The 11,761-nt window shown below is 61.9% G+C and carries 10 protein-coding genes and 2 pseudogenes; 7 read left to right on the plus strand and 5 right to left on the minus strand.

The window, feature by feature from the left end; genetic code table 11:
* A pseudogene (locus tag NKI41_RS28255) lies at positions 1–140 on the plus strand (type II toxin-antitoxin system VapC family toxin); the annotation flags it as partial.
* Between the two features lie 463 nt (positions 141–603).
* Here NKI41_RS28255 and NKI41_RS28260 read toward each other — a convergent pair.
* Positions 604–750: pseudogene (locus tag NKI41_RS28260) on the minus strand (IS5/IS1182 family transposase); the annotation flags it as partial.
* A 138-nt stretch (positions 751–888) separates the two neighbouring features.
* On the opposite strand from NKI41_RS28260, the gene NKI41_RS28265 reads away from it, so the two are divergent.
* Positions 889–2,640, plus strand: coding sequence for an adenylate/guanylate cyclase domain-containing protein (locus tag NKI41_RS28265; protein WP_352686018.1), 1,752 nt, complete (start codon positions 889–891; stop codon positions 2,638–2,640).
* Between the two features lie 258 nt (positions 2,641–2,898).
* Here the strand turns inward: NKI41_RS28265 and NKI41_RS28270 are convergent, their stop codons facing one another.
* Genes NKI41_RS28270 through NKI41_RS28280 form a run of 3 tightly spaced genes read right to left on the minus strand, consistent with a single transcriptional unit; the run spans position 2,899 to position 5,370 of the window.
* Positions 2,899–3,690: a sugar isomerase domain-containing protein gene (locus tag NKI41_RS28270; protein WP_352617938.1), complete on the minus strand. Its 792-nt coding sequence runs from the start codon at positions 3,688–3,690 to the stop codon at positions 2,899–2,901.
* Positions 3,691–3,727: 37 nt separating this feature from the next.
* A complete protein-coding gene (locus NKI41_RS28275; protein ID WP_352686020.1) occupies positions 3,728–4,498 on the minus strand; it encodes a GntR family transcriptional regulator in 771 nt (256 codons plus the stop codon).
* The gene (locus NKI41_RS28280) at positions 4,495–5,370 is read right to left on the minus strand and encodes an ROK family protein (RefSeq protein WP_352686022.1); all 876 of its coding nucleotides are present in this window, start codon (positions 5,368–5,370) and stop codon (positions 4,495–4,497) included. The genes NKI41_RS28275 and NKI41_RS28280 overlap by 4 nt, the downstream gene beginning before the upstream one ends.
* 434 nt (positions 5,371–5,804) lie before the next feature.
* Here NKI41_RS28280 and NKI41_RS28285 point away from each other — a divergent pair, with 434 nt between their 5' ends.
* The 3 genes from NKI41_RS28285 to NKI41_RS28295 are packed head-to-tail and all read left to right on the plus strand — an operon-like array spanning position 5,805 to position 8,900.
* Complete coding sequence (locus NKI41_RS28285) at positions 5,805–7,097, plus strand: ABC transporter substrate-binding protein (RefSeq protein ID WP_352686024.1); 1,293 nt, start codon at positions 5,805–5,807, stop codon at positions 7,095–7,097.
* Between the two features lie 43 nt (positions 7,098–7,140).
* A complete protein-coding gene (locus NKI41_RS28290; RefSeq protein WP_352617927.1) occupies positions 7,141–8,031 on the plus strand; it encodes a carbohydrate ABC transporter permease in 891 nt (296 codons plus the stop codon).
* Positions 8,028–8,900 carry a carbohydrate ABC transporter permease gene (locus NKI41_RS28295; protein ID WP_352686026.1) on the plus strand — a complete coding sequence of 291 codons (873 nt, stop codon included), beginning with the start codon at positions 8,028–8,030 and terminating at the stop codon, positions 8,898–8,900. The genes NKI41_RS28290 and NKI41_RS28295 overlap by 4 nt, the downstream gene beginning before the upstream one ends.
* Positions 8,901–9,359: 459 nt before the next feature.
* Here NKI41_RS28295 and NKI41_RS28300 read toward each other — a convergent pair whose 3' ends face one another.
* Positions 9,360–10,262, minus strand: coding sequence for a LysR family transcriptional regulator (locus NKI41_RS28300; protein ID WP_352686059.1), 903 nt, complete (start codon positions 10,260–10,262; stop codon positions 9,360–9,362).
* Positions 10,263–10,359: 97 nt separating this feature from the next.
* Between NKI41_RS28300 and NKI41_RS28305 the strand changes: the two genes are divergently transcribed.
* Together NKI41_RS28305 and NKI41_RS28310 are read left to right on the plus strand one after the other, a co-directional pair.
* On the plus strand, positions 10,360–11,208 hold the full coding sequence (locus tag NKI41_RS28305; RefSeq protein WP_352686028.1) for an SDR family oxidoreductase: 849 nt from the start codon (positions 10,360–10,362) through the stop codon (positions 11,206–11,208).
* Between the two features lie 58 nt (positions 11,209–11,266).
* Entirely contained in the window at positions 11,267–11,689 is a 423-nt protein-coding gene (locus NKI41_RS28310) for a RidA family protein (protein ID WP_352686030.1), read from the plus strand.
* Positions 11,690–11,761 lie beyond the last annotated feature (72 nt).

Here is an 11,761-nt window from a genome sequence, read left to right on the forward strand (position 1 = left end):
CCAGCATGAAATACGGCAAAGCAGTCGGGCACAAAGCCGATCTCAATTTCGGCGATTGTTTTGCCTACGCCTGCGCGAAGGCTCATCGGCTTGCCCTGCTTTATAAGGGCAATGACTTTTCACAAACTGATCTGGCGTAAGGCTTTCCTGGCCTTCCATCGCGGCGCGAGAGCCATGCAGACGCTCGATGTCGTAAGCCGACTATTCCCGCTGACTACGAGCGATGAAAGACGTCGACCATCCGGTTTCGCGAGGTCCGCATCGTTTCCGGTCCGATGCGGTATGTCTGCGATGATGACGCGAGCAAAATCCGCTGTCGTTAACGTCTTAAAATGCGCGGATACTCAGCTTGCATCGGAGCTGCCTGTCTCAGAAAATCGGCCTAGTGGCCGGATGACATGATGCTGCGTGGGATACGCGAGCATTACCGGAAATCGAGCTTACCGACATGGTCCAGGTAATTGAGCACGAACCGCTCAAACCAGACGGCTGACGTCGGCTGATCGAGCTGTCCAAAACTGCGGGTCGGTTCTCCAGCCGATTGCGACCTTCTCGGCTCAGGGTGAACAGTGGTAGCGGCGAGGAGGAACTCGTCGCGCGCCTGAGGTTCGCCGCCGATCCATAGGCGCTGTCGGCAGCCAAATACTCCGGCTTCAGGCCGAAGCGGTCCGCGGTCCTGTCAATCCTGGTGCGCGCGGCTCCCACCTCAGCCTGCCGGATCGCGCGGGTCGCCTCGACGTCCAGGGTGACGCGTTGAGCGGTCACTCCGTTCACTACCCAAAGCTGTGCTTCTTCGTCCGTATGCGGAACTGATTGGAGGGTATCTCGCTGGCCACAAACTGCGCGGCATCCGTCCGCAGCTGTGATAGGTTCGGGTATGGGCATGCAATGACCGAAGTACGCAAGCTCGCGGCAATCCTGGTGGCGGACATCGTCGGCTTCAGCCGTCTGACGGCGAGTGACGAGGATCGTACGCTCGCTCGCATCCGCACGCTGCGAAGCGACCTCGTCGACCCGACCATCGCAGTTCATCGGGGTCGGGTCGTGAAGAGCACCGGCGATGGCGTGCTGTCCGAGTTTCGGAGCGGCGTTGACGCGATCCGCTGCGCTATGGAGCTGCAGGTAGGGATGCTCGAGCGCAATTCCGGATTGCCGGCAGAGCGTCGAATTGAACTGCGCATCGGTATTCATATCGGCGATGTTGTCGAGGAAGCGGATGGCGACCTGATGGGCGATGGCGTCAATATCGCTGCTCGTCTGGAGGGCATAGCGAAGCCAGGAACCATCTGCCTGTCTGAAGATGCCTACCGTCAGGTGCGGAGCCGGCACGACCTCGCGATTTGTGATCTCGGCGAGAGAGTCCTTAAGAACATTGCTGAGCCGATGCGTGTTTATGCGCTGGAGGTCGGTACGTCTGCCCGTCGCGAGCCACCTGTCTTAACCGGCGCCACACCGGCTCCGCTCGCCCTTCTCGACAAGCCGTCCATCGCCGTGCTGCCCTTCATCAACATGAGCGGCGACGCCGAACAGGAGTTCTTTACCGACGGCCTGACAGAGGACATCATCACCGATCTCTCCAATGTACCGGGCTTCTTCGTAATCGCCCGTAACTCCACCTTCGCCTACAAGGGCAAGCCTAGTGATGTCCGTCAGATCGCTCGCGATCTAGGGGTCAAGTACATACTTGAGGGCAGCGCGAGGCGGTCCGTCAAGCGTTTGCGTGTAAATGTGCAGCTGATCAACGCGGCGGAAGGCGGCAATCATGTCTGGGCCGAGCGTTTCGACCGCGAAATCGCCGACATCTTCGACGTTCAGGACGAGGTCACGCGACGCGTTGTTGAAGCGATTTCTGGCAAGCTCAGTGAAAGGAACATCGTTAGCCGTTTTCGACCGTCAAATCTCGAAGCCTATGATCTTTGTGTTAGGTCGCGAGGCAAATGGAACATTTCCAGATCAGACAACAGCGAGGCGCGTTCAGCTTTGGAACGTGCCGTTGCACTCGATCCAAACTACTGTGAAGCGCACAGCAATCTTGCCATCTCACTGCTGTTTGGCTGGATTATTTGGGGAGAACCACAGGTACCCGGCCGCGCAAAGGCTCTGATGCACGCACAACGGGCCGTGGAAATCGATCCCGGCGATTCCAACGTTCGCAGGATCCTAGGCTGCGTTCAGCTTTTTGAGCGCAATTGGGATGAAGCAAAATCTCAATTCGATGCTGCCATTCGGATAAATCCCAACAATGCAGATGCGGTTGCATGGATTGGTGAGCTTCAAATCTACTTGGGCAAGCCGCAAGCGGCGCTGATAGCTTGCGCGGAGGCGCTGCGTTTAAATCCTCGTCCACCCGGTTGGTATTTCTGGATCGTGGGAATGGCGCAGATTTCCACCGGTCAGTACGAAGAAGCGGTCGTGTCCTTGAGCCGGGAAGAAACCTACGGGACAGGTTCGAGGGAGCACCTGATTGCCGCGCTTGCCCTTGCCGGCCGCTTGCCTGAGGCACAGGAGGAAGCCCGCCTATTTCTTGCGGGCAATCCAGGTTGGACGATCGGCGAACTAGTAGCGAACTTGCCATTTAGGAGCATGAGTGCTGCCCAGCCCTTTGTCGATGGCTGGCGTCTGGCGGGCTTGCCGGACTAGGCGTATTTCGGCGTTGGTGAAACCCCCGCACGCCATCAGGTGGCGGACGTAGCGGCACCGGCGCGAGTCCGCGAAAGCGCTATCGACCGCTCCATCCCTGCAAGTTGCCGTCTCGGTTCCGGCCGCGGCCGGTCGAAGGATACGCGACGACCTGAAGGTCGGCTGCTGGCGGATTTGTCGAAAACGTCCTCGGCCAAACCATTCAAGCGGCTTGCCTAGAACACTACGTCCTAGTGTTTTGCGTGCCCTCCCCGGTTGTCAGTCGCCGCGCATGGTCGCCTGGAACGTCGGCAGATGCTTCCTTTGTGCCTCGAGCATTTTCTCGCGATAGACGCCATAGATGACGTCGGTGTCGTGCAGTGTGACGCCGGCAATTGTCGGCGAGGCAAAAACCGGCAGTTCGATGCCGCGTTTCGAAAGCGCCTCGGCGGTGCGGGCGATCAGCTCATGCGCCAGGATCATGGCAAGCACGGTCGACGAACCGGAGACCGGCCGGCTCCAGCCCTCGACCGGCACGATGGCATCCTCGATCGGCGAGCAGGTGTCGATGACAAGGTCGGCGGCATCGGCAAGCCGTTTGCCGGAAGAGTGCGTCGCCGGCTTGTCGAGATTGTTCTTGCTGGTTATCGCAACGACGAAGATGCCGCGTTTTTTCGCATAGAGCGCGGTGTCGATGCCGGACGAATTGCGGCCGCTGTGGCCAAAGATGATGATCGAATCGCCTTTGTTCAGCGGCTGGTGATCGAGGAATTTCTCGGCGTATTTCTCGGTCCGCTCCAGCCACAGAAGTTCGCGCACGCCGCCGGCGCCGAGCACGTTATGCCACATGACACGCGGGTCGGTCAGCGGATTGAAGCCGACATAGCTGCCGTAGCGCGGAAACACTTCCTGGACCGGCAACACCGAGTGGCCCGAGCCGTAAAGATGAACCAACCCGCCGCTCTCGAGCGTGTCGGCAAAGCGGCTGGCCGCCTCGCCAAAGGCTTCGGCATTGGCTTTCGAGGCCTGTTCGATGAGGGCGGCAAGGCGGGGTATGTAAAGATCGGACACGTCGGTACTCCTGTTATGGGTCGGCTTCGGTAATGGCTCAGCTTTTTGCGGTTGGCGCGGCGCGACCGGCACGCAGCGTCGAGCGGATTTCGTAGCGGTCGCCGCGCATCACCGAGACGGTGAATTCGAACGGGCCACGCTCGTCGGTGGTGATGCGCTCGACCACGAAAGCGGGGCTCCCCGCAGGCAGATCGAGCAACTGCGCATCCGCCGTCCCGACCGCGCCAACACGGTAGTTTTCGCGCGCCGCGACCGGCACGATGCCGTAATGGCGTTCCAACGCTTCGTAGAGCGAGCCCTGCAGCAGGCCGGCATCGAGAAAGCCGGGCACGCGCGCGGCCGAGAGTTGCGCAGTCTGAATACCGATCGGTTCGTTGTTGCCAAGCCTGAGCCGCCGGATGCGCACCACCGGGTCGCCCTCTTCGATCTCCAGCGCTCCGGCCGCGGCGGCATTGGCGGTGGTCAGGCTGCAGTCGAGCAAGCGCGAGCCGGCGACCACGCCCATATTGCCCATTTCCTGGGTGAAGCTGGTGAGTTCGCGGGTGCCGGCGACCAGCGTGGTGGAGCGCACGAAGGTGCCACGACCATGTTCGCGCCTGAGCAGCCCGTGCTCTTCCAGATTGCGCAGCGCGTGACGCAGCGTGATGCGGCTCACCCCGAACAGGGCGCACAGTCTGTCTTCGGCCGGAATCTGGTCGCCGGTCGCCCACTCGCCACTCTTTACGATGGCGCGGATGGCCTCTTCCACCTGATACCAGAGCGGCTCGGGCCTTCGGCGGTCGGGCAGCTGAAAGCTGACTTGGCTCATCTTATCTGCCTCCACTGTGCACCAGCGAGACCGGCCAGCGAGGCGCCGACGAGACCGGCGCGGGAGCCAAATTCGCCGGACCGCAGCACGACATCGCGCAGATGCGGCGGCAGATGACGCTGCAGAGCCGAAAGCAGCGGCGGCCCTATCACGTCCAGCGCATCGGCAAGCCCGCCGGAAATCAGGACCGCCTGGGTGTCAAGCAGCGCGACCGCACCCGCCAAGGCAGTGCCCAGCCGGCGCGCCGGCAGCTCCAATGCGTCAAGGGCGGCCGTCTTGCCACCCCGGGCCGCCTCGACCAGCCTGCCGCCATTGGCGAGCCCGATCTGGCGCGCCGCGGCGTCGAATGCCCGCCCGGAAGCGAAGCGCTCCAGCCAGCCGCTGCGGTCCTCGCCTTCATCCTCGATGTCGGCGCAGGCCCAGCCGAATGAGCAGGCGCCGCCACGTACGCCGGCGACGATGTGGTTATTGACCAGAACGGCGGAGCCGATACCGGTGCCGATCGCCAGCAGGATGGCATCGGACAGGCCTTTTGCGGCACCTTCGACCGCTTCGGCCAGCATGGCGACCTGCGCGTCATTGCCAACGGCAACGCGCAGACGAGGAAACAAGGCCGCGATGTCGATGCCGTCGAGATAGGGCAGGTTCGGAATCCAGCGGCAGACCGAGCCCTCGACAAGCCCCGGCACCGCTAAGCCAAGTGCCTCGACCAGACCGGCCTCGGCGCGCAAGGCACCGATTCGGGCGACGAAGGCATCAAGACTTGCTGGTGCGGGCTCGCGGCTGAGCATCTCCAGCCAGCGAACATCGCCGGTATGGATAGCGGCGCGCAAGTTGGTGCCGCCAAGATCGATGGCCAGAACGCGTGTCATCGAGAGCGACTCCGACTGGCTGCCGCCCGGTCCTCGAAGCGCCAGCTCCACGACGCCACGGCGCCGTCGGCTCTGGTCGGCAGTGCAGTACAGACTCCGGTGCACGCGGCGCGAAAGCCGATCGGGCTGAGCGCAGCGTGTCGATGAACCATGCTCCGTCTCCCATTCGACATCGGCATCCTTTGCAGCGGTTCAGTGTCATTATAACGACATGACTTCGATCGCAAGAGGTTTTGGGGATAGCCAGCAGTTAGAAACAGCTCGAGCCATCGTATCTAAACTCCTGTTTATTATCTGTGATCTCCCTTCACAAAACCGGAGTAAGAAAAACGCCGCAACGCCGGCAGGAGCTCTCCACGAAGATAGCGCTTGCATCGTTGCTTCTGGTTGTCATAACGTCATGGACATCGCTGTGTGGCTATGCGGAGGGTCGGATGTCTTTGGCTTGGATTTCGAAACTGGCACTTGCTGCAGGGTTGTTGGCCTCGCCCACCATTGGTTGGGCGCAATCGGTCAACATCTCCTATCTGACCCACTGGTCGCCCGAAACGGTCGCTTTGCTGGACGCCGCGGCCAAGGACTACGCCAAGAGCAATCCGGATGTGACCGTCACTGTGCGCGCCGTCCCCTTCGGCGATCTCCTCACGACATTGCGTTCCCAGGGCGGCAGCTCGGACGGGCCGACGATCGGCGGCATCTATGATTTGTGGCTGCCCGAACTGGCGCGAGACAAGCTGGTCGCGCCGGCCCCCGATGCAGTTGCCGGCGAGGTCAAGAGTGCGTGGCTGGCCGGTGTCGTCAGTGCGGCCTCTGTTGGCGCCACGCTTTACGGCATTCCAAACGAGATCGACGTCTACGCGCTGAACTACAACAAGGAGCTGTTCAAACGGGCAGGCATTACAGCCGCGCCGAAGACCTGGTCCGAATTGAAGGATGCGGCCCAGAAGCTGACCAGGAAAGATGCCGGCCAGCAAGGCTTCGGCCTGATCAATTCCTGGGCGGCGGGCGTCGTCCATCCCTTCGCCTCGCTGCTGGTCTCCAATGGCGGCGAGCTGGTCAAGGACGGCAAACCGATGCTCGACAGTCCTCAAGCCGGTGAGACTTTCCAGCTTTACGAGGACCTGATCAAGTCCGGCGCCAGCGATCCGGCGATGGCCACGGCCGACGCCAACACAACCGGCCCCTTCCTAGACAACTTCGTGTCCGGCAAGACCGGCATGATCATCATGGCCAACTGGTGGGAAAGCGCATTGAAGAGCGGCATGGGCGACAAGTTCTCCAATATCGCCACCGCACCCATCCCGGTCGGTCCGAGCGGCGACAAGCCGCACTCGATCTCCTATTCATGGATGACCGTCGTCAACGCCAATGCCGGTCAGGCCGAACAAAAAGCGGCATGGGATTTCCTGGTGTGGCTGAACAGTCCGAAGTCCGGCAAGAACGGCGCATCGGCAATGTCGGATATTCTGATGTCGATGGGCATCCTGCCGACGCGGACCTCCGACATCGAAGCCCATAAGGACAAGCTCGGTTCCGAGTTCCTGTCCGGCTATGTCAGCGTGCTTGCCGACGCCAAGCCCTTCCCTGTCGTCCCGGGCGGCCAGGAATTCAGCGAATCGCTGCAGCAGACGCTCGAGGCGTTGCAGTATGGGCAGCTCTCGGCCAAGGATGCGCAGGCGAACGCGCAGGCCGATGCCGTCTCGATCCTGGAGCGTGCCGCCAAATAGCGAAGGCGCTGTTTCGAGAGCCCGACGCTTTGGAAGCAGAGCGATGATCAAGACCTATCGTGCCTCGGCGGGCATCATGCTGGCGCCTGCCGTGACACTGATCGGCGTTTTCATCCTGCTGCCGATGCTGCTCACCATCTGGCTGTCATTCCAGGACTGGTCGACGCAGACGCCTTTTTCCAATGCGAGCTTCATCGGCTTCGACAATTTTCGCGAAATATTCGGGCCGACCTCGGTCGGGCGGGATTTCAAGCGAGCGCTGCTCAACACCGCCATCTACACGGCATTGTCGGTGATCCTCATCCTGCCCCTTTCGGTAGTGTTCGGCTTGATGGTCCACCAGCGCGATGTCGCAGGCGGTACGGCGCTGCGGACCGTGTTGTTTTCCACCTACATGGTGCCGATGATCGCCGTGACGCTGGTCTGGTCGAAGCTCTATTCGCCGAGCGAGGGGCCGCTCAACCAGGTGCTCGGTCTCGCCGGCATCGGCCCGCAACTCTGGTTGTCCTCGCCAAGATCGGCGTTGATCTCGATCGTCGTCCTCAATGTCTGGCAGCAGATCGGCTATTTTACGGTGCTGGCCGTTGCCGGGCTGACCCAGATCCCGGGCAGTCTTTACGAGGCGGCGACGCTTGACGGCGCCAACCGGCGCGAACAGTTCCGCTTCATCACCTTGCCGCTGTTGAGCCGCACGCTCTTGTTCAGCGCCGTCATTGCCATCATCAACGCCGTGCAAGTGTTCGAGCCGGTGGCGCTGATCACCCAAGGCGGGCCGGTCGGCTCGACCAACGTGCTGACCTACCATATCCGCCGAGTCGGCATCGAGCGGGCACAAGGCGGGCTGGGCTCGGCCATGGCAGTGATGCTGATGCTGTCGCTGATCGTCATTGTGTGTGCGCTGTTTGCATTCGCCAACCGGAAGGATGACGAATGAGCGCGCCGGGCCGCTCAGCATCGAGCCGGTTGGCGCGCAAACGCCTGGCGGGCCGCAGAGCACTGCTCGCCACGCTGATGCTGCTGGTTGCCGTGGCCTCCGCCTTCCCGCTGTTGTGGATGGTGCTCTCCAGCCTGAAAACGCCGGCCGAAACCATGCAGGTGCCGCCGGTGTGGATACCGCGCACGCCGACCCTCGAAGCGTACGAGAAAGTGTCCGGCGTCATCAATGTCGGTCGCTCGATGTGGAATTCGCTGGTGATCGCCACGATCACCACCGCCGGCATTCTGGTCACCAGCATGATGGCTGGCTACGCCTTCGCCAAGCATCACTTTCCCGGCCGCTCACTGCTGTTTTCGGTGCTGATCGCCACCATGTTCCTGCCGCCGATCGTCACGCTGATCCCGCTTTACCGTCTCGTCGGATCAATCGGCCTGAACGCCAGCCTTGCCGGTATTATCGTGCCCAATCTCGCCAATGCGTTTGGCATTTTCCTGATGCGCCAGTTTATAGCCGGCGTGCCCGACGATCTGATCGACGCAGCGCGGATGGATGGGGCGTCGGAACTCCTGATCCTGTTCAAGATCGTCGCGCCGAGCGTGGCGCCGGCAATCGCAGCACTGGCGCTGTTTGCCTTCGTCTATCACTGGAATAGCTATCTCTGGCCGCTGACCGTTCTACAGGGCAATGCACACGAATATCCGATCGTCATCAGCCTTAGTCGCCTGCTCAGCTACAATCGAGGCGCTCTCAACACGGGACTGGTGATGGCTGGCGCGACGCTTGCCGTGCTCCCGCCACTGGTGCTCTTCGTCTTCCTGCAGCGCTTCTTTGTGGATTCGATCGTCGGCTCGGCGATCAAGGGGTAGCATCGGCGGCACTGCCGGCATCCGTCTGGCTGTCATCGGGACGCGCTGGTGCGCTGAACGGAGCTAAGCAGATGACCGCGTTCTGAGAGCCATCAGTTCATCAGTACAACTGGCCGCGAATGCCTCCACCACGTTAGCTGCAACTAGTGAATCGCACGCTTAGTACCCGCCCCAGGCCGTTTTCACAGCTCCAAGAAAAGCGGCGCGGCCCTGCTCGTTTGCAGACGTTCGGAAGGTCACGGGAAGGTAGTGATTGGACCCTGCGTTTAACGGTGACCTGCCTCATCTCGGGAAACTAGCCCCGATCGAGGAATTTGCGCCCCCGCGAGAAGCTCTCGCTCGAATAGTTGCTCGAAGTCATGCGACGCGAGCTGGCTCAGAGCAGGACCGCGATCTTCAGCTGTTCGCTTCGCCCCGCTGCGGCTGTTCCGCGCGAGGGCGTCGGCTTCGTTGATCTGGTTAGGGTTCTTTCTTCCGCAGGTCCTTTACAACATCGAGAAAAGCCCGCAGGGCGGGCGGCACGGCTCGATGTCCGGGGTAGTAGACCGCAACTTTTTCCGGTGCTGGCGTCCACGCGGTCAGGACCTTGCGTAGCCGGCCATCGGACGACGCCGCTTCGGCGGCCCAATCCGCCACATAGGCGATGCCCAGACCCTCTATTGCGGCTTCGACCATCAGTTCCTCGTCATCAAGGACGATGGGGCCGTTTGCCCCGATCACCAGTTCCTGGCCTGCGCGTTCGAACTCCCATCGATAGAGCTTGCCGCTGGGCATACGGTGGCCGATGCAATGGTGGCGTTGCAATTCCTCGGGCGTTCCCGGCTCCCCGAAGCGATCGAGATAGGCGGGCGACGCGATACAGATGAACGTCAACGCGCGTGCAAACGGCACGGCGATCATGTCTTTGGGAATTGATGTGATGAGGCGCACGCCGGCATCGAACCCGCTGGACACGATATCGATGAGCCGCCCCTCGACGACGATGTCCACGGTCACGTCCGGATGGCGCTTCGCCATCTGCGGAAGGACCCAGCGAACGAGAAGCCCGGCCACCAATCGCGGTGCGTTGATGCGGACCATTCCTGCGACATTGCCCCGGAACCCCGCGACGCTGTCGAGCGCCTCGTCCAGCGAGGCGAGCGCCGGCTGAAGACGGTCGAGCAGCCGGAACCCGGCTTCTGTCGGCGAGACGCTGCGTGTGGTGCGGTTCAGAAGTCGCACGCCCATGCGTTCCTCGAGCGCACGCATCGCATGGCTCAATGTGGAAGGTGCCGTGCCTATCTCGTCCGCTGCTCGGCGGAAGCTACGGTGTGTGGCAACGGCGACGAAGGCGGTGAGATCGTTGAGCGACGGGCGGGGCATTGATGGGGATTTTGCATTGTCCCATGCCGATTTCAACGGCTAATGCGCGCAATGCGATTGCCCTATCTCCTGCCTGGATCAATTGGAGAAATGAGAAATGGAAAAGACCTGGCTCATAACGGGTGTGTCTTCTGGTCTAGGCCGGCTGCTGGCGGAGAAGACCCTGATCAGGGGAGACCGCGTCGTCGGTGCCAGTCGCAGCGAGGACGCACTTCCCGACCTGCGTGCAAGTTACCCCGAACGGCTCCGCATCGTCGCAATGGACCTCAAGGACCAGAGCTCGGTCCGCGCCGCGGTCGACCGCGCCTTCGCGGCATCCGCTCGGATCGACATCGTCGTCAGCAATGCTGGCTATGGCCTGCTCGGCGCGGCTGAAGAGGCTGGCGATGTGCAGGTTCGGGACATCATCGACACCAATCTCATCGGCTCGATCACGCTCATCCAGGCGGCGTTGCCGCATCTGCGCAGCCAGGGTGGTGGTCGGATTCTACAGGTATCGAGCGAGGGAGGCCAGATCGCCTATCCGGCTTTCAGCCTCTATCACGCGACCAAGTGGGGGATCGAGGGGTTCGTCGAATCCGTGGCGCAGGAGGCTGCTCCCTTCGGCATCGAATTCAGCCTTGTGGAACCCGGGCCGGCGCGGACCGGGTTCGGCGGCAATCTCGCGCGGACCAAGCCGCTTGCGGCCTATGAGGGAACCCCCGCCGATCAGGTCCGCGAGGCGCTCCATGGGTCTTGGGTGATCAAGGGCGACCCCGACCGCATGACGGATGCAATGATCAGGCTTGCCGATCAGGATGGTCCGCTCCCGAAACGGCTGGTGCTCGGTGCCGAGGCCTATGCCGGCATCCGCAAGGCACTCGGCGGACGCATCGAGGAGCTCGACCGGCAGAATGACATCGCGGTTGCGGCGGATTTCACAGACGAGGAGTTGGCGCGGCTGTGACCCCCGGCTCCGGCCCGCTGCTCGTGCCCACCTCTTTCAAGACAGAAAGGAACATGAGATGCCTACACGTGACGCCGTCTACCCGGCCAACCGGCACACGTTATACGATATCCACCGCTATTCCGCAGCCATTCGGTCCGGCGATCTTCTCTTCGTGTCGGGTCAGGTCGGGAGCTGTGAGGACGGCTCGCCCGAGCCCGTATTCGAGGATCAGGTTCGACGGGCCTTCGCCAATTTGCGCGCGGTCTTGGCGGCCGCCGAGTGCAGCTTCGACGACGTCGTCGACGTCACAACGTTCCACACTAACCCGGACGAACAGATCGAGACAGTTCTGGCCGTCCGAGCGGAAGAAATCGGTGCACCTCCCTACCCGAACTGGACCGCATTGGGCGTCAATTGGCTTGCGGGCTTCGATTTCGAGATCAAGGTCATCGCCCGCATCCCTTCGACGACGAGCAGCCAGCCGGCGGACAAGCGCTGATCGCTCGCCCTGCAGTTCTGTATTGGCTATTGGGGGCCGAAGGCAGCCTGTCAGCTCTGGTGTCCGGAGCGG

The organism is Mesorhizobium sp. M0601, assembly GCF_040320845.1.
Lineage (GTDB): Bacteria > Pseudomonadota > Alphaproteobacteria > Rhizobiales > Rhizobiaceae > Mesorhizobium.

Excerpts from the sequence above, each read along its gene's own strand:
- NKI41_RS28305 (WP_352686028.1), top strand. The coding sequence starts at position 10,360 with ATGGAAAAGACCTGGCTCATAACGGGTGTGTCTTCTGGTCTAGGCCGG.
- NKI41_RS28285 (WP_352686024.1), top strand. The coding sequence starts at position 5,805 with ATGTCTTTGGCTTGGATTTCGAAACTGGCACTTGCTGCAGGGTTGTTG.
- NKI41_RS28275 (WP_352686020.1), bottom strand. The coding sequence starts at position 4,498 with ATGAGCCAAGTCAGCTTTCAGCTGCCCGACCGCCGAAGGCCCGAGCCG.
- NKI41_RS28310 (WP_352686030.1), top strand. The coding sequence starts at position 11,267 with ATGCCTACACGTGACGCCGTCTACCCGGCCAACCGGCACACGTTATAC.
- NKI41_RS28300 (WP_352686059.1), bottom strand. The coding sequence starts at position 10,262 with ATGCCCCGCCCGTCGCTCAACGATCTCACCGCCTTCGTCGCCGTTGCC.
- NKI41_RS28290 (WP_352617927.1), top strand. The coding sequence starts at position 7,141 with ATGATCAAGACCTATCGTGCCTCGGCGGGCATCATGCTGGCGCCTGCC.
- NKI41_RS28265 (WP_352686018.1), top strand. The coding sequence starts at position 889 with ATGACCGAAGTACGCAAGCTCGCGGCAATCCTGGTGGCGGACATCGTC.
- NKI41_RS28280 (WP_352686022.1), bottom strand. The coding sequence starts at position 5,370 with ATGACACGCGTTCTGGCCATCGATCTTGGCGGCACCAACTTGCGCGCC.
- NKI41_RS28295 (WP_352686026.1), top strand. The coding sequence starts at position 8,028 with ATGAGCGCGCCGGGCCGCTCAGCATCGAGCCGGTTGGCGCGCAAACGC.